The following is a 20,644-nucleotide window of genomic DNA, read 5'->3' as shown; positions in this document are numbered from 1 at the left end:
CACTCGCCTGCCGGGGCGCCGGCCCCGGATGTTATGCAAGTCATGGAAGTTATGGAGGATGAAAACGGATGCAGGCAGAACAGATCCCTCTTTCCTACCGAAGATACGCGCTGGGACTGCTCCTGGCGGTCAACCTGCTCAACTACATCGACCGGCAGGTCCTCTTCGCGGTATTCCCCCTGATCAAGGCGGACCTCAACATCAGCGATACCGAACTGGGGCTTCTCGGTAGCGCCTTCATGCTGAGCTACATGGTCATCGCCCCAGTCTTCGGCTGGCTTGGGGACCACTGGGACCGGGTCAAGCTTGCCTCGTCCGGCGTCGTCGTCTGGAGCCTGGCCACCGTACTCGCCGGCTTTGCGCCCGGCTACCGCACGCTTCTTTCGGCGCGGGCCACCGTCGGGGTAGGGGAGGCAAGCTTCGGAACCGTGTCCCCTGGGCTCATTGCCGACTTCTTCCCGAAGGATCAGCGCGGCCGCATCCTTTCCTGGTTTTACGTGGCTATTCCCGTGGGGAGCGCCATGGGTTACCTCCTGGGGGGTGTCCTGGGGCACCGTTTCGGCTGGCATGCCGCCTTCCTCATGGTGGGCCTGCCGGGCATGCTCCTGGCGCTGCCGCTTTGGTTTTTGCGCACCCCGGAGCGCGGGGGGGACCGCTCGAGCGAGGAGGTCGCCGAGGAGAAGGGGATGGCTGGCTACCTCCAGCTCTTCAGAAACCGCGCCTTCGTCACCAACACCCTTGCCATGGCCGCCATGACCTTCGCCATAGGGGGGCTGGCGCAGTGGATCCCCACCTTCCTGTTCCGGGTGCATGCCCAGGACGTCGAGAAGGCGAACACGCTCTTCGGGTCCACCACCGTGCTGGCTGGGATACTGGGGACCCTGGCCGGCGGGTGGCTCGGGGACCGCTGGCAGAAAAAGAGCAGCAAGGGGTACCTACTCGTATCGGGATGGGGCTTCTTCATCGGCGCCCCTTTCGCCGCCTGGGCCATCATGGCGCCGGCGCTACCGGTCTGCATGGCCGCCATCTTCGTGGCCGAGTTTTTCCTCTTCCTTAACACCGGGCCGCTCAACACGGTGATCATCAACGTGACGCGCCCTGCCGTGCGCGCCATGGCTTTCGCGGTGAACATCTTCTTCATCCACGCCCTGGGGGACGCCGTCTCGCCGTCGATGCTCGGTTGGCTCTCCGACCAGTGTGGGCTGAGGCTCGCGCTTCTCTCCACGCCGCTGGTGATGGCGCTGGCCGGGGTGCTTTGCTTCGTCTGCGGCAGGTATGTGGCGCACGACATGGCGCAGGCCGAGCCCTGATACTGACTGGAGGTTTGCATGTCCTTTTTCGTCCGAAATCTTTTACTATCCCTACTGTTGCTGCCGGCGCTTCTCTCCGGCTGCGCCACTGCCCAAAAACCGCTCACCGGGCTCGTCCCGGGACGCACCGTTGAGACGGTCCAGTCCTCCATATCCATCTCCGTCAGTGCCGGCACGCAAAGTACCGGTGGGCGCGGGTACCTGGCCTACCAGGCCCCGGCGCTCTTTCACCTGGTGCTCCTTACTCCCTTCGGCCAGACGGTGCTGGAGGCGTTCAGCGAAAACGACCGTTTCACCTGCGTGGTCCCCGACCGCCGCGTCGCCTATACCGGTCTTGTCTCGGAACTTCCCGACAACAGCGTCTTGAAGAGCGTTGACCTCCTCAAGTGGGTGATGGCTCCGGCGCCTTTCCCTGTCCCCGCGCCCGCCGCCGGAGAAACGGTGCAGGTCTCAGGGGTGAGTTACCGCTTCGACAAGAACGGCATGCTGGAGCGCAAGGTCTCAAGCGAAGGGGACCAAGTCTCCTACCGGAATTACCAAAGTATCGAAGGGGTTGCCTTTCCCGAGTCGGTAGAGGTGCAGAACCGCTACGGCGCCAAGGTCCGCATCGTCTTCGACGAACCGCAGCTGAACGCGACTGTGGAGGAGTCGACACTGAAGCCGGATCTCACAGGTCTTTCGGTGCTCCCCCTGGCGGAGTTCAAGTCGCTTTAACTGTCATAGCGGGATTATTTTTGGGCAAAGCGGCAGTATTCCCAAATTCCGAACTGTCAATTGTGCCAATAATTTGTTAAGCTTAGGTGCAACCGTCATTGAGAATGATTGCACCTGCCAGTTCGATTCGGCTCCCGGGGCAACCAAGTATTAGGAGAAAGAGTCATGAAATATGCCGGTACAGCAATACTCATCGCCTGCCTTTCATTTACCAGTGGCTGCGCCCTTTATGGGACACACGATCCGGCCGCTCCTCATGTGGCCCAACCGAAGGAACTTTCCGTACCGGTAGGAAAACAGTGGAAGGTGGTGGAAGAAGCGCCGGCACTTCAGAACGAGCGCAATGACCGCAAGCCGTTCCAGACCGAGCAGTCGCTGCAGCCTGAAGGGGTGCAACGCCCCGCCGCCACCGAAAAGGGGCGCACGATCGAGACTCCTCGCTAAACCTTCCATTTCCGGCAGGCGGTGGCAGTATTCCCGCGCCGCCTGCCGCTTACCAGCTGTCCAACCGGGCCACTTCCCGTGCACTCCGCGGCAATCCTGATATCCTATGCCAGTCCAACTACAGGGGGAGACCAATGGATAAAAAAACCTATTTCAGCATTCTCGCCGCTTTTTTGACCATAGCTGCCATAGCTCTCATCGTCCTACTCGCCGTCCCCATACTTAAGCCCCTCGCCTGGGCGCTCATCATCGGCATCGCCACCATGCCCCACTACAACAGGATCCTCAAGCGCTTTCCCGAGCGTGCCGGCCGTGCGTCGGGACTTATGGTGCTGGCGGTGAGCTTGTGCCTGGTGCTTCCCGCGACCTGGCTGGTGGTGACGGCCGCCGTCAGCGCCCCCGACTGGTACCGCCAGGTCGAGCAACTAGTTCAAGATTTCAGCAAGACAGGAAGCGGAGCGCTGAGCCAGTTGCCGTTCTACGACCGGATCATGGGCCTGGTGCAGAAGTTCGGCATCGATCTGGCCGGGATCGGTCAAAAAGCCGCCTCCAGCGCTTCGACCATCGTCCTCAACACCGCCACCGACATGGTCCGCAACCTTTTCGATCTCATCTTCACCCTGCTGGTCGCCCTGTTCCTGCTTTTCTTCGTTTACCGCGACGGAGAACGGGCAGTCTCGGTCTGCATCGCAAAGCTCGCCCCGGACCAGCGCAGGGCGCAGCACTTAGCGGCCCAGATCCGTTCCATCACCACGGCCGTCACCGTCGGCACCCTGCTTACCTGCGCCACCCAGGGGGTCCTCGCTGGTCTCGGCTACTGGGTCGCCGGCGTTCCCGCGCCTATCTTTTGCGGCGCTCTCACCGCCATCGCCGCTTTGGTGCCGGTGGTCGGCACAGGCGTCGTCTGGGTCCCGCTGGTCGCGCTTATTGCAGTGCAAGGTTCCTACCTTAACGCCGTCCTTCTTGCGCTATGGTGCATCCTCTTCGTGGGTGTAGCCGATAACGCCATCCGGCCGCTCGCCGTCGGCGCCTCCAGCGACGTCTCGGTCCTCGCCGTCGTCGCCGGGGCCATCTGCGGCGTGGTGATCATGGGGGTCCTCGGGCTGATCGTGGGGCCGTTGATCTTCGCGGTCCTGTTCAGCATCTGGGACGATGTCGTTGCCGAACCGGGATCGATCGAATACGGCGGCGAAGCCCCCTGACGCCCGGAGGTATTGTCATATGAAACGCGAACGCATAGGAGAGTTACTCTGCGCCAGAATCGCCGCCGGCGTCCTTGCGCTGGCACTGGTTTTATCCGCCGCCTCCGGTTGGGGAGCTGAACCGGGGAGCGACGCGGAACGAGCCCTACTGGCCAAATACTCCTCCATAAAGGACAAGCTGGAGAAAAACCAGTTCGGCGCTCCCATCTACCTCGAATCCACCGACTCCGAAGGGAAGGTGCGCGTCGACATGTACGGGGTGGTCCCGCATCCCTTCGAGACGGCACGGGAGGCGTTGCAGTCCCCGGCAAGCTGGTGCGACATCACCTCTCTGCATCTCAACATCAAGGCCTGCACCTTCAAGGCCAGTACCAACCCGCAGCAGGTCACCCTGTACAGCGGCCGGAAATACTACCAGCCCCCCTCAGACGCCTACCCGCTCAAGTTCGCCTTCACGCTCGTCTCGCAGACGCCCCGTCTCCTTGAGGTGAGGCTGGAGGCGGAGGAAGGGCCGTTCAGGACCAAGGACCACCGCATTGTGCTGCAGGCCGTTCCTCTCGGCGGCGCGACGACGCTGCTTCATTTCAGCTACACCTACAGCCAGGGCACCGTCGCGCGCTTGGCGATGAACGGGTATTTTTCTACCCTGGCGCGCGGCAAGGTCGGGTTCAGCGAGGTCACCGATAAGGGAGGTGAGCAGCATCTCGTCGAGGGGGCGAGGGGGGCCGTGGAACGGAACACCATGCGCTACTACCTCGCCCTGGAGACCTATCTCGACACCCTAAAGTACCCCGAGAACCAGCGCTTCGAGCAGCGCATCAACCGCTGGTATGACCTGACGGCGAAGTACCCCAAGCAACTGAAAGAAAACGACAAGAGCAGCTACCTTGCCGCCAAGAGGATGGAACATAACCGGCAGGTGGAGCTGCAAAAAAAACTGGGTAATTGAAGGATTTTTCGTGGCCGATCCGATCATCGAGCTGACCGGGATATGCAAATCGTTCCAGGAGGGGGAGCGGGAGCGGGTGGTTTTCCGTAACGCCTCTCTTGCCGTGGAAACGGGCGAGTGGCTCTTTTTGTTAGGGCGCAGCGGCTCGGGTAAATCAACCCTGCTCAACCTGTTAAGCGGCATCGACCTTCCCGATTCGGGCGAAGTGCGGGTGGCGGGTCAGCCCCTGAACCGCCAGAGCGAACGCGAGCGGACCCTGTTCCGGCGCAGCAGCATCGGCTTCGTCTTCCAGTTCTACAATCTCATCCCCACCTTGACCGTCCTGGAAAACGTCCTGCTCCCCCTGGAGCTGGCCGGCCTCCTCAACCCAGAACACGATAAATTGGCGCGCGACCTGCTGGAGCAGGTGGGACTCGCGGACCGCGCGGCGAGCTTTCCGGACCGGCTGTCCGGCGGCGAGCAGCAGCGCGTTGCCGTGGCACGCGCCCTGGTGCACCGGCCCAAGCTGGTGCTGGCCGACGAGCCCACCGGCAATCTCGACGCCGAGACGGGGCGGCAGGTGCTCGACCTTTTCCAGCGCCTGTTAAGGGAGAGCGGAACGACGCTGGTGCTGGTGACCCATAGCGCCGAGGTCGCGGCCCTGGCCGACCGGGTGCTCACCATCGAGAACGGGCTTCTGGTCGAGGCCGGGCGCCGCTCTGGTGGTAAACCATGATCCTTTGGCGGGCGGGGGTGCGCAACGTGCTTCGCCATCCCTGGCTCACGGTGCTGGCGGTGCTGGGAGTCGCCCTCGGCGTCGCCGTGGTCACAGCCGTCGACCACGCCAACCAGGCCGCGCAGCGCGCCTTCCAGATCGCCGCGGAGACCGTCGCCGGGCGCGCCACCCACCAGATAGTCGGCGGGCCTTCCGGGCTCCCGGAACAGCTTTTCCGCACCATCAAGGTCGACCTCCGTTTCCGCGCCGCTGCTCCCGTGGTGACCGGGAACCTGCAGCTTGCAGGCAAGCCTGGGAGAACCTTCCAACTCATCGGCGTCGATCCCTTCTCAGAATCCCCCATACGCTCTTTCAGCTCCCGTTTCACCGACAAGGAGATCCTGCCCAAGCTCATGGGACGCCCCGGCACCGTCCTTATGCTGCGTCGCAGCGCCACGGAGCTCGGGCTCGCGCGCGGACAGAGCTTCGCCGTGGACGTCGCCGGGTGGAGGCGCCAACTGATCCTGGCGGGATACATCGAGCCGCCAGACGAGGTGAGCGGGGTCGCCCTTGCTTCCGTCCTGGTGAGCGACATCGCCACCGCGCAGGAGATACTCAACAGTACCGGACGCCTGTCACGCATCGACCTGGTCGTCCCCGAGGGGAGGGAAGGGGAGAAGGTGCTGCGGCAGTTGGGCGCCGTGCTCCCCCCCGAGGCCAGCATCGTTCCCGCTGGCGCCCGCGCAGGCGCGATGGAAAAGATGACCCGCGCCTTCCGCCTCAACCTCACCGCCTTGAGCCTTTTGGCACTCGTTGTCGGCATGTTCCTCATCTACAACACCATGACCTTTTCGGTGATCCGCAGAAGACGCCTGATCGGCATGCTGCGCGCCCTGGGCGTGAGCCGCAGGGAGATCTTTGTGATGATCTGCGCCGAAGCCCTCTTGATCGGCGCGGCAGGCACCGTCGCCGGGCTATTTTGCGGGGAGATCCTGGGGAGCGAACTGACGCGCCTGGTAACGAGGACCATCAACGACCTGTATTTCGTGATGGAGGTGCGCAGGGTTCCTCTGCTCCCCTTGGCACTTTGGAAGGGGGCTCTGCTCGGCGTAGGGGCGACGCTCGTCGCGGCCGTCCCCGCCGCCCTGGAGGCGACCAGCGTGCCCCCCCGGGCGGTCCTGTCGCGCTCGCTGATCGAGGCGCGGCACAGGAAGCTGGTGCCGCTGGCGACCCTTGGCGGGGTGCTGCTGATGCTAACCGGTTGCGGCCTTTTCCTTTATCCGCTAGGGGGCGTGGCAGGAGGCTTTGTCGGGCTCTTCGCCGTCATCGTCGGCTATACCCTCCTGGTTCCCATGGCGCTGCTGGCCTTTTCCCGGGCGCTCCGCCCGGCGATGGGGAAGCTCGCAGGGTCGATAGGGAAGATGGCTGCGCGCGGGGTGGCGGTCTCGCTGTCACGTACCGGGGTGGCTACCGCCGCGCTGGTGGTGGCGGTCTCGGCAGGGATCGGGGTCGGGATCATGGTGGGGGGCTTCCGCCTGACCGTCCAGAATTGGCTGGCCAACTGGCTGCAGGCCGACGTCTACCTCACCTCCGCCGACAAAAGCGGCGGACGCTACCGGCCTCCGCTTAATCCCGCCCTGGTGCGGCGTCTTTCCTCATTGCAGGGCACAGCCGGGTTCACCCTTTCCCGGCGGGTCTCACTGGAAGGGGCCGGCGGGGCGACCGAACTCTTTTCGGTCTCGGTGCCGGAGGCGACCTTCGCCCGCTATCCCTTCAAGGAGGGGAATCCCAAGGTCGCCTGGAAGAGCTTCCAGGAAGGATACTCGGTGCTGGTCTCCGAGCCGTACAGCTACCGCCACCGGGTGCGCATCGGAGACCGGGTCGCGCTCCGCACCCGGTATGGGATGAAGCTGTTCCCGGTCTCCGCCATCATCTACGACTACGGCACCGATACCGGCATCGTGATCATGAGCCGCAGGGGGTACCTGGAAAACTTCGACGACCCTTCCGTCGACGGGATGTCCTTTACCGCTGGACCGGCGCAGAGCGTTGCGGCACTGATGCAACTGATCCGGGAGAGGGCAGGGGAAGAGAGGATCAACGTCATCTCCAATGCGGAGCTGCGCCGGGCGACGGTCGAGATCTTCGACCGTACCTTCGCCATCACCTCGGTGCTCAGAATACTCACCATGCTGGTCGCCTTCGTCGGGGTTCTCTCCGCGCTCATGGCCATGCAGGTGGAGCGCGCAAGGGAGTTGGCAGTGCTGCGGGCGGTGGGGCTTACGCCGGGTCAGGTCTGGGGGGTGGTCTGCGGCGAGACCTTCCTGATCGGGCTCATCGGCGGGGTGCTGTCGCTTCCGCTGGGCATCCTGGAGGCGCTGGTCCTCATTTACGTGGTGAACCTGCGCTCCTTCGGCTGGACCATGCAGCTCTCCATCGACCCCGCCTACCTGTTGCAGGCCTTGCTTCTTTCCGTGTCAGCGGCGCTTCTGGCCGGCATCTACCCGTCGCTCAGGATCGCCCGCAACTCTCCCGCGCTGGCCCTGAAGGAGGAGGATTAGCATGCGCCGCCTCTATTACCTCATGGCCGCCTTGGTGATCCTCCTGTCTGCTTTGGGATACTTTTATGCCAGGAAAGGGAAGGAACCCGAGGCGGAGAAAACCTACAGCCTTAACGAGGCCTTGGGTGGGAGTGCGGCGGAAGGGTTCAATAGGGCCGAGAGGGCTAGGCGCTTCAGTTTCCCCGCGGATCACGGGCCGCACGAGGGATTCAGAAACGAGTGGTGGTACTTCACCGGGAACCTGACCGGAGCCTCCGGGCGCCGCTTCGGCTACCAGCTCACCTTCTTCAGATCGGCCCTCACCCCGCATCCGGTAAAGAGGGAGTCTGCCTGGGGGACCAACGAGGTCTTCATGGCGCACTTCGCAGTGACCGACGTGGAGGGGAAGCGGTTCCGCTTCGGCGAGCGTTTCACCCGCGCCGCCCTTGGGCTCGCGGGTGCTGGAGGGCGCCCCCTTGCCGTGCGCCTGGAAGATTGGTCCGTCCTGGAGACGGGGGCAAAGCCTTGGAGCGCCAAACTGACCGCGGCCGATGGCGCCATGGCCATCGACCTGGACCTCACGAGCCTGAAGCCGGTGATACTAAACGGGGAAGGGGGGCTCAGCCGAAAGAGCGGAGCTTCGGGAAACGCCTCCTATTACTACAGCATCCCCAGGCTTAGCACCTCCGGTACCATCCGGATCGGCGAGGACTCCTTCAAGGTCTCTGGCATCTCCTGGCTCGATCGTGAATGGAGCACAAGCGCCCTGGACAAGGACCAGGCCGGCTGGGACTGGTTCGCGCTGCACCTTTCCGACGGCCGCGACATCATGTACTACCAGTTGCGCAGGCGCGACGGCAGCCGCGATCCATTCTCCGCAGGCACCCTGGTAGGTACCGGCGGCAGTTACCGGCATCTAAAACGCGAGGAGGTCCGACTTGAGCCGTTGCGGCGCTGGACCAGCCCGAAGAGTGGCGCCAGCTATCCCTCCGGCTGGCGCCTGAAGATACCGTCGCAAGGGATAGACATCGAGGTAGCGCCGCTTTTGGCCGACCAGGAATTGGCTGCAGGTTTCCGCTATTGGGAAGGGGCGGTGGAGGTGCGAGGGAGCACAGGCGGTTCGGGATATTTGGAGATGACGGGGTATTAGTACGGTAGCTGCGCAGGGCTTGGGGAGGGGCTTGCTGGATCTTTTGGCGGGCCGGAAAAACAAAAAAGCGGTTAGCTTTCGCTAACCGCTTTGTGATTGATGGTGGAGCTGATCAGGATCGAACTGACGACCTCTTGAATGCCATTCAAGCGCTCTCCCAACTGAGCTACAGCCCCATCGAAGGAGTCCTGTTTATAGCAAACGGGCTTTCGGGTGTCAACATTTTTATTCCGGATGAAAAGATAATTTGGGCTATGTCAGTAGTTGATTTCAGCGGATCGTTGGAAGTGTAGGTGCTATAAGGATTTTGCTTTTTGGGGCTCAGTAGCAGAGGGGAAGAGTTGGCGCCATGTACTGTAGCTCGCGTCGCCGCTGCCAATGACGATGGAGGTAATGCTGAAGAAAGCTGTAAAGTTACTTGACCCAAGCGAGCTTTATTGCTATAAGAGTCATCTCTTAACATTGGCTATGTTAAATGCCGGAGTGGTGAAACTGGTAGACGCACTGGACTCAAAATCCAGCGGGGCAACCCGTGTCGGTTCGATTCCGACCTCCGGCACCATCAATAAACAAGGGCTTAATCCGAAAGGATTAAGCCCTTGTTGTTTTTGTGTCTGCAATGTCCAGACCTGACGCTGATCTCCTCTGTGCTATCCGGCCTTCCTACTGAGACACGTGAACGAATATCGGGTTCGAATAAAACCAGAGATCGGCATACGCATTCGCAGGGGTATTCCCCCCCATCAGGTCGTCGATTAGCGGGTTACCCTGGGCATCAGTCTCATTGGCGGTATTCGACGCCAGATTGGTGCCGCGGAGCCTGAAGTAGGTGGCCTTCTTCAGGTGTTTCACGGGATAGACGATGGTGCGGTAGCCGTCCTCGTCCACCTCGAAGTCCTTCTTGGCAAAGGTGGCAACCACGCGGGTCGACTTGTTGGTATCTTTGCCGTAGTTCGGGTTAGGGGTCACGCCGTCTTCCATGAACTTGGCAACCTTACCGGTTATTTCGCCTGCGATCAGGTCGATGTGGTCAACCGCGACCGCATCGCCGTTGTTGTTGCGCTCGGGACTCTTGAAGCGGATCTTGATGGTCAGGTTCGCACCTTTGTCCAGGTGGAGTTCGCTTCCCATGGCGGCACGACGGTCGCCGTGCCCGGCGGTAAAGTCGAGGGCGGAAATCAGGTCTCCGTGCACCGCGAACGAGTTGCCGGAGCGGAGGCCGTCGACCAGTTCGTCGGGCGAAATGTTACCGTCGTGGTTCTCGTCGCGCGCAAAGGTGTAGGACTTCGCATACTCGCCGGGCCAGAAATCGCCGCCGACACTGTGGAAGTCGGAGTTGACGAAGCAGTAGAAGTGACGCCCTTCGCCGAGCAACGCGTCCCACAGCCCTCCCACCTTGGCGACCATGTAATCGGCGCCGCCATAGGTGCGGGACTTGGGCGAGGCGCCGCCGTAGCCGCCACGCTGGGCCTCTTTCTGGTGGCCGGGAATGCCCTCGAAGCCAAAAGCGACGTCAGGTGCGGCATTGTTGAAATCGCGGATGTCGGCGATGCTATATTTCAGGGTACGGGACGGGTGGTTTAGCAGAAAATAGCTGGCTTTGGAATAGTTTTCCTCCAACCACCTGGCCCCTGCTACTGCCTTGTCGTGGGAATTGGCAACGACTTTGCCGGTGACGCCGAGGTAACTGTCGCTGGTCGATCCGCTATCTCCGGCATCGAAAAGGTATTCATGCTGGGCAATAGCCTTGCCCCCCTGTTCTGCCGAGCCGACTATGCCGACACTGGCGTGTTCGTGGGTCGGCACGTTCCACTCATAGCCTTGGACGATCAGCTTGTCCGGGTTGGTTGTACGCGCCTCGGCGATGATCGGATACGAGTACTGTTCGAGCGACTGCCAGCGCCACATCTTGCCTGCAGGAGGGTTGCCGAGAAAAAGGGTATCGGTCGGCCATGCCGCTCCCTGCGGGCTGCGTGCGGAAGTGCCGCCATGCTCGGAATTGGCGATCCAGCCCAAACCAAACCTGAAGGCATTGGCGAGCACGTCGGCCTCGACGTTGCTGCCGTCGGTCAGATAGGTGTGGTTGTGAAAGTCGCCGGCAATCCAGCGTCCTGCCGAAACCTGGTGATGAACCTGGTGGCGCTCTTCTTCTGCAGATGCAGTCGCGGCAACCATAACCGACAGCAGAACCGCCACCCCTAGGCCTCTTCGTACCTTCAATGCTTTGTCTGTATTCATCATTTCCTCCTCCCTGAAATATCCCGATCTTTTGCCGGGTGCGAGAGGATTATGAACCTCTTCTATTTCAACCCAATGACAATCTATTAACAATTCTGGAACGACGGCATTAAAGCCTTCATTTAGCCTCGTTTGCTTTTACCGAGAGGCACACTGGCATAGCGGATGTCATCGCTATACCTTGTGGACCTTTTTTTTATTTCTGTTGTATTTATGAACTCCGTATTATTGACACATCCTTACTGATAAGGTAATTTGCCCTATCACACATTTCTGGAGGTACGATGAAGAAACTCATGGCTGTGTCACTTCTCTCGACTGTTCTGCTTGCTGCCTGCCAACCTGCCAACATCACCGCCGTAAAATGGGACACCGGGGAAAAGGGAGCCAATGTCCAGACCAGGTGCGAGCGCGTCGATATGAGGGATCACTCGGAAATGCAGAGCGCGTTTGCCAAGTACGATGGCTGGAAACTGATCTACATCTCCGAGTACACGACCGGCAACAAAAGCGGTACCGACGGGGCAGTCTGCTTCGAGAAGGTGAAATAATATAGCTGGCTGACCCGCACACCGAAAGTCTCCCTCACCCCGACCCTCTCCCATAGGGAGAGGGAGAATGGACCCCTGCTCCGGGGGAGGGGAAGTGTGGACAGGAAGCCTGCTAAATAGGCAAGCGGGAAGGGCCAGACGTAACCGACCCTTCCCGCTTTTCGTCATCGCATCGACGTAACTGTTTCAAAGGAGAACGCATGTTCGAGGACCAGTACAACGAGGAGATGGAGGCTGAGGTAAGGCGGCTTGAGGCGAAGAAAAGAGCCGCAGATGCCGGCCACCCCGAATGGGACAACGCCTGCGCACGCTGCGGCTGCGAACTGAAAGGAAGCGCGGACCAGTACTGCGATAAGTGCCGCAACTGACCCCGCCTTACTTTATCTAGTCGAACTCCACGCTGAGAACGTCCGACTTCCCGCTTTAAACCCCGTCGGCATCCTCGGCCGAAACCCGCACTCATTCGTCCCACTGGTGACTTCCAAAACGAAGCGATATGTAGACCGGCTGCAGTTTCTAAAATATCCCGACCAAATTCTTCCTGTACACGATATAGCGCACCACATACTTCTCCGGGCTCGGCTCCCACGGAATCTAGCTTGACGCTGTTTTGGTCCTTCGCGTTCAGCACCCACGGCGCCTTGTGCTCGGTTAGCACACCGATGCGGCGGAGACGAAAAAGGCCCCCCTTCCGGGAGGCCTTTTTTGTGGACACTTTGGCAGCAGGGATCACATCTGCAACCGCTGCTCCGCGCTGTTCCAGTCGATGTTCTGAAAGAAAGCGTTGATGTAGTCGGCGCGCTTCAGGCCGTAATCGGTCATGAAGGCATGTTCGAAGACGTCCATGATCAGGACCGGGGTGCACCCGGCAGGATGGCCGGCGTCATGCTCGTTGATCCAGAAGTTGAGCAGCCTGCCGTTGCTGAGGTCCTGGTACATGATGGCCCAGCCTATGCCGCGCATGGCCCCGACCGACTTGAAGTCCTGTACCCACTCGTCGAACCCGCCGAAATCCTGGTGGATCCTGGAGGCGAGCCTCCCGTCCTGGTTTATCGGCTGATTCCCGCCCAGGTTCTCGAAGTAGTACTCGTGCAGCCTCATGCCGTTGAACTCCCAGCCGAAGCGGCGCTTGAGCTCGGCGAAGCCGGGGTCGCTCCCCTTGCCGGACTTGCGCAGCTCCGTCAGGGCGTCGTCGAGGGTGTTGGTGTTCTTTACGTACCCCTGGTAAAGGGTGAAATGGTTGTTGAGGAGTGTCTCGCTGAACCCAGGCATCCCTATCAGCCTCGAGTAGTCCTTTGCCGTGAACGCTGTCATAACTCTCTCCTTTTACAAGATATTTTGCCCCAAACAGCCCTGTAGAAAAATACCGACCAAGTGTAACCGCAAGGTTAGTGATGTCAAATACTTCAGGGCCGATTCCGTAAGCATGACAGCGTAAATAAACGTGGAGAATTAGGCGGTTGGCGAAGGGGGATGACGGGGGATGAAAGGTCCCCCTCCTCTCTGTCACAATTTTCATTGACCGCTCATGATAGGACCGTTAGAGTGTCGATTTGTCCGGCCTTTGGACTGGGAGTGTGGCTGTATAAGGCATTCGGGCATGAGAAGAATAATTTCTCGGGTTCATTATTCTTGCACAATCGCCGTTTAACCTGTTTCCCGTCCTGCGCCGGTTCCTTCCGGCATTCCGAAGGCGATTTCATCGAAGGGGTGCACCAGTGAAAAAAATCATAGGCGCCGTTTTACTGCTGCTGGTCCTGAGTGTGGCCGGCTACTTCTACTTTAAACAGCCGCCGCAACCGCAATACAAGACGCAGAAGGTGGAGCGCGGATCCATCGTCTCTACCGTTTCGGCGACAGGGACGCTCAACGCCGTGGTGACCGTGCAGGTGGGAACGCAGGTTTCCGGCACCATCGCCAAGCTTTACGTCGACTTCAACTCACAGGTCAAGAAGGGGCAGCCGATCGCGCAGATCGACCCGGCCCTGTTTCTCTCTGCGGTGCAGCAGTCCCGCGGCAACGCCCTGAACGCCGAGGCGAGCCTCGCCAAGGCGCGGGTGACCCTAGCCGATGCGAAGAGGACCTACAACCGCAACAAGGCGCTTCTGGTCGAGGGGATCATCGCCCAGAGCGACCTCGACGCCGCCCAGACCGCCTACGACGCGGCACTCACCGGGGTGCGCGGGGCCGAAGCGGTGCTCTTGCAGACCCGGGGCGCCCTCAGGCAGGCGGAGACGAATCTCAACTATGCCACCATCAAGTCGCCGGTCGACGGCATCGTGGTCTCCCGCAACGTGGACGTGGGGCAGACTGTCGCTGCCTCCTTCCAGACGCCGACCCTCTTCACCATCGCGCAGGACTTGACCAAGATGCAGATCGACACCAGCATCGACGAGTCGGACATAAGCCGGCTGAAGGTGGGGCAGAAGGCTGAATTCACCGTGGACGCTTATCCCGAGCAGACCTTCGAGGGGACCGTGGTGCAGATCCGGAACGCGCCGGTGGTAACGCAGAACGTGGTCACCTACGTGGCCGTGATCGGCGTCGACAACCGGCAGCTCCTGTTGAAGCCTGGGATGACGGCCAACGTGGCAGTGCAGACCATGAGAAAGGACGACCTGCTCAAGGTCCCCACCGCGGCGCTCAGGTTCAAGCCCAAAGCGGAGAAGGGGAAAGAGAAGGACAAAGGGAAGGGTGGCAAGGGCGCCGGCATGACCGCGGCAGCCCCGAAGGGGAGTGTCAGGATGCAGGGCGAGGGGAGGAGCGCCGCCGCCAACGGTACGAAGCAGACCGTCTACCTGTTGAAGGGGGAGGGGAAAGCCGTTCCCGTAGCCATCATCACGGGCATCAGCGACGGGGCTTCTGTCGAGGTGGTAAGCGGGGCCGTGAAGGAAGGGGACGACGTCATCATCGAGCAGGTGAGCCAGGATAAGAAGAAAAGCGGCATGGGCGGCTCGCCGATGGGACCGAGGTTCTAGATGAACGAAGTGGTTCGCCTCATCGACGTCGCCAAGGTTTACACCATGGGCGAGGAGCGCGTCGAGGCCATGAAGGGAGTCTCTTTCGCCGTCAGCCGCGGCGAGTTCGTCTCCATCATGGGCGCCTCGGGGAGCGGCAAATCGACCTGCATGAACGTCCTGGGTTGCCTGGACGTCCCCACCCGCGGTCAGTACCTCCTGGACGGCATGGACGTGGGGAAGCTCTCCCCCGACGCGCTAGCCGAGGTGCGCAACAAGAAGCTTGGCTTCGTATTCCAGGGGTTCAACCTGCTGGCCCGGACCACGGCGCGTGAGAACGTCGAGCTGCCGCTGGTCTATTCGCATATCCCTGCGGCGGAACGCCGCTCCCGCGCCCACGAGGCGCTGGAGCGGGTGGGGCTTGCCGGGCGCGAGGGGCACTACTCGAACCAGCTTTCCGGCGGGCAGCAGCAACGTGTCGCCATAGCGAGAGCCCTGGTCAACAGTCCCTCCATCATACTCGCCGACGAACCGACGGGGAACCTGGATTCCAGGACCACCGTGGAGATCATGTCCATTTTCCAGGAACTGAACCGGCAGGGGATCACCATCATCATGGTTACCCACGAACCGGACGTGGCCGAATTCACCGGGAGGCACATCATCTTTCGCGACGGCCTGATCGTTTCCGACACCCCTCATGCCGCGAAGAGCGCGACCGTACCGGGGGAGGTGGCCAGGCCATGAGCACCCTCTACCAGAGTTTCCTGATAGCTGTGCGCGCGCTCAGGGTGAACAAGATGCGTGCGCTGTTGACCATGCTGGGGATCATCATCGGCATCGCCGCGGTCATCGCCATGGTGGCCATCGGCGCGGGCGCGAGCAAGATGATCTCCGACCAGATCTCCAGCATCGGGTCGAACCTGCTCCTGGTGCTCCCCGGCTCCACCACCAGCGGGGGGTTGCGCTCCGGCGCCGGGTCCAACCAGACGCTCACCTACGACGACGCCATGGCCATCAAGGCCGAATGCCCGTCGGTGGGAGCGGTGGCGCCGCAGGTGCGCGGCTCGGGGCAGGTGGTCTACGGCAACCAGAACTGGTCCACCGTCGTCTACGGCGTGACGCCGGACGTGATCCAGGTGCGCGACTGGACCATCACGGCCGGGCGCAACATCACCCAGTCCGATGTCGACGGCGCCACCAAGAGCTGCCTGATCGGGCAGACCGTCGCCGACAACCTCTTCGGAGCGGCCGATCCAATCGGGAAGATCATCAGGATCAAGAAGATACCCTTCACTGTAGTAGGGCTTTTGGGCCAAAAGGGGCAGTCCCCTCAAGGGCAGGATCAGGACGACGTCATCTACGTGCCGCTTCGGACCGCGCAGCGAAAGCTATTGGGTAGCCAGTTCCCGAACGTGGTCGGCTCCATCATGGTACAGGCCAAAAGCGGCGAGGTGCTGGATCAGGCCGAGGAGGAGGTGACGGCGCTCTTGAACCAAAGGCACCGCATCGGCCCCAGCCGCGAGGTCGACTTCACCATCAGGAACCTCTCCGAGCTCCTGGCTCTCACCGCCCAGTCCTCGAAGGTCATGTCGATTCTCCTGGGGGCGGTCGCCTCCATCTCCCTCGTGGTAGGCGGGATCGGCATCATGAACATCATGCTGGTGTCGGTCACCGAGAGGACCCGCGAGATCGGGATCCGGATCGCCATCGGCGCCAAGAGGCGCGACATACTGCTGCAGTTTCTCACCGAGGCGGTGCTCCTCACCACCTGCGGCGGCATCATCGGCATGCTGCTCGGCGTCGCGGGGGCGCGGCTGGTCGCCTCTCTGGTGGGGTGGCCTACGCTGGTATCGGTGAACACCATCGTCATCGCCTTTGCCTTTTCCGCCGGGGTCGGGGTCTTCTTCGGGTTCTATCCGGCCCGCAAAGCGTCCTCTTTGAACCCAATAGAAGCGCTGAGATACGAATAAAAGCTAACCGCTGCTTGAAAGGATCGTAGCCATGAAGATAACCGCCAAAACGACCGCCGTTGCCGCCCTTTGCCTGCTCCTTGGTATGGCCGGCTCCGGATTCGCTCAGGAACCCACGGTCAACCTGACGCTGAAAGACGCCATCAGGCTCGGTTTCGAGAGAAACCTGGACCTCAAGGTCGAACTCTACAATCCCGCCATGGCCGAGGCCGACATCCGCCGCACCCTCGGCATTTACGACCCTCTCCTTACCCTGGGCGCCAACTACAACCGCACCAACAGCAACAACACGCTCACCTTCCGTCCCCAGGCGATCGACCAGGCCACGGTCAACGCCGGGGTGAGCCAGCTGCTGCCGACCGGGACCGTCGTCGGGTTGACCGCCGAAAGCGGCTGGGTCGACAGCTCTTTCAATAAGTACTACTCCAACGGTGTCTCCCTGACGCTCAACCAGCCGCTACTGAGAAACTTCGGCCAAGAGGCTACCGAGCTCCAGATCAACGTCTCGCGCCTCGCCAAGGAGGAGTCGATCGAGAGGTTCAAGACTCGTTTGAGCGACACGGTGGCCCAGATACGCAGCGACTACTTCAAGCTCTACAACCTGCGCGAGGTGCTCTTGGTGAAAAGGAACTCGCTCGCGCTGGCGCAGCGGATACTGGCAGATACCCAGGGACGCGTGAAGGCAGGCGTCCTTCCGGCCATGGAGATCCTGAACGCCGAGTTCCAGGTGGCGACGCGCGAGAAAGAAGTAATAGACGCAGAAAGAGGAGTAAGGGACCAGATGGACGTGCTGAGGACGAGCCTGCAGCTCCCTCTCGGCGCCGAGATCGTCGTTGCGGACACGCCTTCGCGCGAGCCGTACCAGATCGCCGAAGATGCCGCCCTGACCACGGCGCTCGTCAATCGCTCCGAACTCGCCCTGCAGCGGGCCGTGGTACGCACCAACGACCTGCAGCAGCGCGTGGCGCGGAACCAGACGCTTCCCGATCTCTCCCTGAACGCCAGCGCCGGGATGGGCGGGTTCGACCGCGGATTTCTGCGGGGGCTGGAGAAGACCGCCACGGTAGAGGAGCCTAACTGGGGCATCGGCCTGCAGTTCAGCTTCCCGCTGGGGAATCGCGCCGCCGAGAACAGCTACATCAGGAGCAAGCTCGCCATGGAGCAGTCCACGGCCCAGTTGCAGAGTCTCGAAGTAGGCGTTACGCGGGACGTGAAAGCGGCGATTCGGCAGGTCTCCGCGAACTACAAGCAGATCGAGGTTACCAACCGAGGGAGGGCCTATGCCGAGGACAGGCTGCGGGCCTTCGAGAAGCGGCAGGCGGTAGGCCTTGCCACCACCAAGGACGTCTTCGACGTGGAAAACGATCTGGTCACCGCCAAGGGGAACGAGATCCAGGCACTGGTGGACTACAACAACTCTATTACCCTGCTTTGGCGGGTGACCGGCGAGATTCTGGACCGCCAGGGGATCCGCGTCACCGACAAGCAGGCCGACCCGCTATACGACAGGTTGAAGTAGCGGTGACGGTTTCTCTGTCATAATTTCCGACGCTAAGACTGCCGGTTGTCTCAGGCCGGCAGTCTCCCACTATTCCACAAAGAACCCTTCTTTTGACAAAAGGTTTGCCTCCCGCTTAAATCCCCGTTACAATTAGCTACCTTTAATATTGATGAAGGGAGGTAGCTATGTCTGGATTGCGCTATGAGCATGTACATCCGATCAAGTTCACAGCCGTCGGCGCCAGAACTATCGGTGACCTGATCCAGAACTTCGAAGAGAACCTTGCGTTGTTCAAGCGCTGGGACGAGAAGGGGATCAAGCTGGACCCGCACGGCGTGGGGAGCAGTTACGCCATCTTCTACACCTACGACGAGCAGGTGGCGCGTGAAGAGGGATTCGAACGGATCCGCACCGAATCGGGGAATCCCTTGCCGCGCCGCTGAGCCGGGCGTCCCTTTATAATGAAAGTTTCGCTTCCAACTTTCGACCCACCTATGCGATACTTTGCCAGTCGCGTGGCCCACAGCCGGGGGCCGTCGGATCAAATACGCAAGCTTCAAGGGCAAAGTAAACATGTCGAATCTGCACCGTTTTTCCCGCACCGAACTCCTTATCGGCCCCCAGGGCCTCAACAAGCTCGCCGAATCCACCGTCGCCATCTTCGGGCTGGGCGGGGTAGGCAGTTACGCAGCCGAGGCACTCTGCCGGGCAGGCGTGGGCCGCCTGGTCATCGTCGACTTCGACGAGATCTGCCTCACCAACGTGAACCGACAGCTGCACGCCATGGACGGAACCGTCGGCAAGGCCAAGGCCCAGGTCATGGCCGAGCGCATGCGCCAGATCAACCCCAAGGCCGAGATCGTCCCCTACCAGGATTTCTACTCCGCCGAGAACAGCGACTTCCTCCTTGCCGACGGCTACGATTACGTCGTCGACGCCATCGACCATATCACCAGCAAACTGCACCTGATCCGCACCTGCCGGGAGCGCAACATCCCCATCATCTCCAGTATGGGTGCCGCGGCGAAGCTCGATCCGACCAAGATCGGGGTGGCCGACATCTCCCAGACCAACAAGTGCCGCATGGCGCGCTCGGTAAGGAAACTCTTGAAGAAGCAGGGGATCGAGACCGGCGTGAAGGTGGTTTTTTCCACCGAGGAGTACCGCGAGCAGCTGATAAAAGACGGCGGCTGCAAGGGGAACTGCATCTGCCCCAACAAGGACGAACAGAAGTTCTCCTGCGAGCACCGCCGCGTCATCCTGGGTAGCGTATCCTTCATCCCCTCCATCTTCGGACTCACCATGGCAGGCGTCGTGGTGAACGACCTTCTGGCGGGAACGGCGAGCTAGCGGCAGCAATCGTGAATGTAAAACAAATGCCCGAGGGGGCGGTTCCTCTCGGGCATTTCGTTTATTGCAGCTTAAAGGTAGGTGACGCCTTCATCCGCACAACGCCCTCATCCTCAGCGCGTTCTTCACGGCGCAGCCGCAGCGGCAGTTGTTGAACATGACGAAGGTGAGCCGCGCTTTCGTGCTCAGCCGCCGGGCCTCCGCCGCTATCATTCTCAGCTCGGGCTCCGTATAGAGATATTCCTCCGCGGCCGTGGCGCGGGCCTGCCAATCTTCGGCGCTCCTGCCGTGCAGCCTCAGATAGGCGACGGAGGTGGTGGCCTCGGGGCGGAAGGGGGCTGTGGCCAGCGTCCCCAACTGCGGCTCGTCGCAGGTGATGTAGGTGATCTTGTGCTCCCGAAGGAAGGCGAATAGTTCCTCCCGGTTGCGGCTGGTAAGCCAGCTGCCGTGCCGGAACTCCACCGCTATCGGGTGACCCGTCATCAATTCCCTGCAGTAGAGGAGATATTCCCGGTTCTCTTTCTTGTAGCCGTACCACGGGGGGAACTGGAAGATGATGAAGCCGAGCTTGCCGGCCTCCTTGAGAGGGACGAGCGCCTCGGTCATGGCCTTTGCAATCGCCCTCAGCGCAGCCGGGTCGGAGACGTGCACATCCTCCTTGTCCCGGTCCTCCTCGGGAAGCATCTGGCGCAGTTCCGGAGAGAGCCCGCGGGAGTCGATGTTATGTCCGGTGAGGGCGCCGTAGGCCTTAACGTGGAACAGGAAATGGTCTGGCGTGCGTTCGGTCCAGGCGCGCGCCATCTCAAGGGTGGGGATCTGGTAGTAGCTGCTCTCTATCTCGACCGTGTCGAACCGGGTGGCGTAGAACTTGAGGCGCGCCTTGGGCGTGCTGGCGCCGTGGGGATAAAAGAGCCCCCCTTCGACGAGGCTTTTCTCCGTCCAGGAACAGGTCCCTATGCGGATGCGTCCAGGGGACATGCCGTGCACCTCCGCGTAACTGATGCTTGCCAATTTAGGGGTTTGATTCCAGTCTGTCCCCCCCTCCCTTAACGGGAGGGGGACTCTTGAAAC

General features: G+C 61.3%; 19 protein-coding genes and 2 tRNA genes. 17 read left to right on the top strand and 4 right to left on the bottom strand.

All coding sequences use genetic code 11. The features are described 5' to 3' along the window. Nucleotides 1-68: 68 nt before the first annotated feature. The 8 genes from GBEM_RS11095 to GBEM_RS11060 all read left to right on the top strand — a co-directional run bounded on the left by GBEM_RS11095 (nt 69) and on the right by GBEM_RS11060 (nt 9,003). Nucleotides 69-1,310 carry a spinster family MFS transporter gene (locus tag GBEM_RS11095; protein WP_012530648.1) on the top strand — a complete coding sequence of 414 codons (1,242 nt, stop codon included), beginning with the start codon at nt 69-71 and terminating at the stop codon, nt 1,308-1,310. A gap of 18 nt (nt 1,311-1,328) precedes the next feature. Continuing rightward, complete coding sequence (locus GBEM_RS11090; RefSeq protein WP_012530647.1) at nt 1,329-2,024, top strand: lipoprotein insertase outer membrane protein LolB; 696 nt, start codon at nt 1,329-1,331, stop codon at nt 2,022-2,024. Between the two features lie 165 nt (nt 2,025-2,189). Next, on the top strand, nt 2,190-2,468 hold the full coding sequence (locus GBEM_RS11085) for a hypothetical protein (RefSeq protein ID WP_012530646.1): 279 nt from the start codon (nt 2,190-2,192) through the stop codon (nt 2,466-2,468). A gap of 134 nt (nt 2,469-2,602) precedes the next feature. Continuing rightward, nucleotides 2,603-3,670 carry an AI-2E family transporter gene (locus GBEM_RS11080; protein ID WP_012530645.1) on the top strand — a complete coding sequence of 356 codons (1,068 nt, stop codon included), beginning with the start codon at nt 2,603-2,605 and terminating at the stop codon, nt 3,668-3,670. Between the two features lie 19 nt (nt 3,671-3,689). Then, entirely contained in the window at nt 3,690-4,619 is a 930-nt protein-coding gene (locus GBEM_RS11075) for a hypothetical protein (RefSeq protein ID WP_012530644.1), read from the top strand. A 10-nt stretch (nt 4,620-4,629) separates the two neighbouring features. Beyond that, the gene (locus GBEM_RS11070) at nt 4,630-5,334 is read left to right on the top strand and encodes an ABC transporter ATP-binding protein (RefSeq protein WP_012530643.1); all 705 of its coding nucleotides are present in this window, start codon (nt 4,630-4,632) and stop codon (nt 5,332-5,334) included. Further along, nucleotides 5,331-7,874, top strand: a complete 2,544-nt coding sequence (locus GBEM_RS11065) for an ABC transporter permease (protein ID WP_012530642.1) — start codon at nt 5,331-5,333, stop codon at nt 7,872-7,874. The genes GBEM_RS11070 and GBEM_RS11065 overlap by 4 nt, the downstream gene beginning before the upstream one ends. Before the next feature lies 1 nt (nt 7,875). Then, nucleotides 7,876-9,003: a lipocalin-like domain-containing protein gene (locus tag GBEM_RS11060; protein ID WP_012530641.1), complete on the top strand. Its 1,128-nt coding sequence runs from the start codon at nt 7,876-7,878 to the stop codon at nt 9,001-9,003. Between the two features lie 100 nt (nt 9,004-9,103). Here GBEM_RS11060 and GBEM_RS11055 read toward each other — a convergent pair. After that, nucleotides 9,104-9,179 (bottom strand) — tRNA-Ala (locus tag GBEM_RS11055). Nucleotides 9,180-9,480: 301 nt separating this feature from the next. On the opposite strand from GBEM_RS11055, the gene GBEM_RS11050 reads away from it, so the two are divergent. Continuing rightward, nucleotides 9,481-9,565 (top strand) — tRNA-Leu (locus GBEM_RS11050). A gap of 101 nt (nt 9,566-9,666) precedes the next feature. Here the strand turns inward: GBEM_RS11050 and GBEM_RS11045 are convergent. After that, a complete protein-coding gene (locus GBEM_RS11045) occupies nt 9,667-11,244 on the bottom strand; it encodes a CehA/McbA family metallohydrolase domain-containing protein (RefSeq protein WP_148212908.1) in 1,578 nt (525 codons plus the stop codon). A gap of 281 nt (nt 11,245-11,525) precedes the next feature. On the opposite strand from GBEM_RS11045, the gene GBEM_RS11040 reads away from it, so the two are divergent. Next, entirely contained in the window at nt 11,526-11,792 is a 267-nt protein-coding gene (locus GBEM_RS11040) for a hypothetical protein (RefSeq protein WP_012530639.1), read from the top strand. A gap of 200 nt (nt 11,793-11,992) precedes the next feature. Continuing rightward, a complete protein-coding gene (locus GBEM_RS21470; RefSeq protein ID WP_012530638.1) occupies nt 11,993-12,160 on the top strand; it encodes a hypothetical protein in 168 nt (55 codons plus the stop codon). 361 nt (nt 12,161-12,521) lie between these two features. On the opposite strand, the gene GBEM_RS11035 is transcribed toward GBEM_RS21470, so the two are convergent. Beyond that, nucleotides 12,522-13,106 (bottom strand): superoxide dismutase, encoded by a 585-nt coding sequence (locus GBEM_RS11035; protein WP_012530637.1) that lies wholly within the window; start codon nt 13,104-13,106, stop codon nt 12,522-12,524. 404 nt (nt 13,107-13,510) lie between these two features. On the opposite strand from GBEM_RS11035, the gene GBEM_RS11030 reads away from it, so the two are divergent. The 6 genes from GBEM_RS11030 (at nt 13,511) to GBEM_RS11005 (ending at nt 19,573) form a co-directional block, all read left to right on the top strand. After that, nucleotides 13,511-14,770, top strand: a complete 1,260-nt coding sequence (locus GBEM_RS11030) for an efflux RND transporter periplasmic adaptor subunit (protein ID WP_012530636.1) — start codon at nt 13,511-13,513, stop codon at nt 14,768-14,770. Next, nucleotides 14,771-15,496, top strand: coding sequence for an ABC transporter ATP-binding protein (locus GBEM_RS11025; protein WP_012530635.1), 726 nt, complete (start codon nt 14,771-14,773; stop codon nt 15,494-15,496). It begins immediately after the preceding gene. Next, nucleotides 15,493-16,722: an ABC transporter permease gene (locus GBEM_RS11020; RefSeq protein ID WP_012530634.1), complete on the top strand. Its 1,230-nt coding sequence runs from the start codon at nt 15,493-15,495 to the stop codon at nt 16,720-16,722. The genes GBEM_RS11025 and GBEM_RS11020 overlap by 4 nt, the downstream gene beginning before the upstream one ends. Nucleotides 16,723-16,753: 31 nt before the next feature. Next, nucleotides 16,754-18,241 carry a TolC family protein gene (locus tag GBEM_RS11015; protein ID WP_012530633.1) on the top strand — a complete coding sequence of 496 codons (1,488 nt, stop codon included), beginning with the start codon at nt 16,754-16,756 and terminating at the stop codon, nt 18,239-18,241. A gap of 167 nt (nt 18,242-18,408) precedes the next feature. Next, nucleotides 18,409-18,666 carry a hypothetical protein gene (locus GBEM_RS11010; RefSeq protein WP_012530632.1) on the top strand — a complete coding sequence of 86 codons (258 nt, stop codon included), beginning with the start codon at nt 18,409-18,411 and terminating at the stop codon, nt 18,664-18,666. Nucleotides 18,667-18,796: 130 nt separating this feature from the next. Continuing rightward, nucleotides 18,797-19,573 (top strand): tRNA threonylcarbamoyladenosine dehydratase, encoded by a 777-nt coding sequence (locus GBEM_RS11005; protein WP_012530631.1) that lies wholly within the window; start codon nt 18,797-18,799, stop codon nt 19,571-19,573. Nucleotides 19,574-19,663: 90 nt separating this feature from the next. Here GBEM_RS11005 and GBEM_RS11000 read toward each other — a convergent pair whose 3' ends face one another. Beyond that, nucleotides 19,664-20,551 (bottom strand): DUF72 domain-containing protein, encoded by an 888-nt coding sequence (locus GBEM_RS11000; protein WP_012530630.1) that lies wholly within the window; start codon nt 20,549-20,551, stop codon nt 19,664-19,666. Nucleotides 20,552-20,644 lie beyond the last annotated feature (93 nt).

The organism is Citrifermentans bemidjiense Bem (genome assembly GCF_000020725.1).
Lineage (GTDB): Bacteria > Desulfobacterota > Desulfuromonadia > Geobacterales > Geobacteraceae > Geomonas > Geomonas bemidjiensis.
The sequence above is the reverse complement of the archived record's forward strand: the minus strand, read 5'-3'. Positions and strand labels throughout refer to the sequence as shown.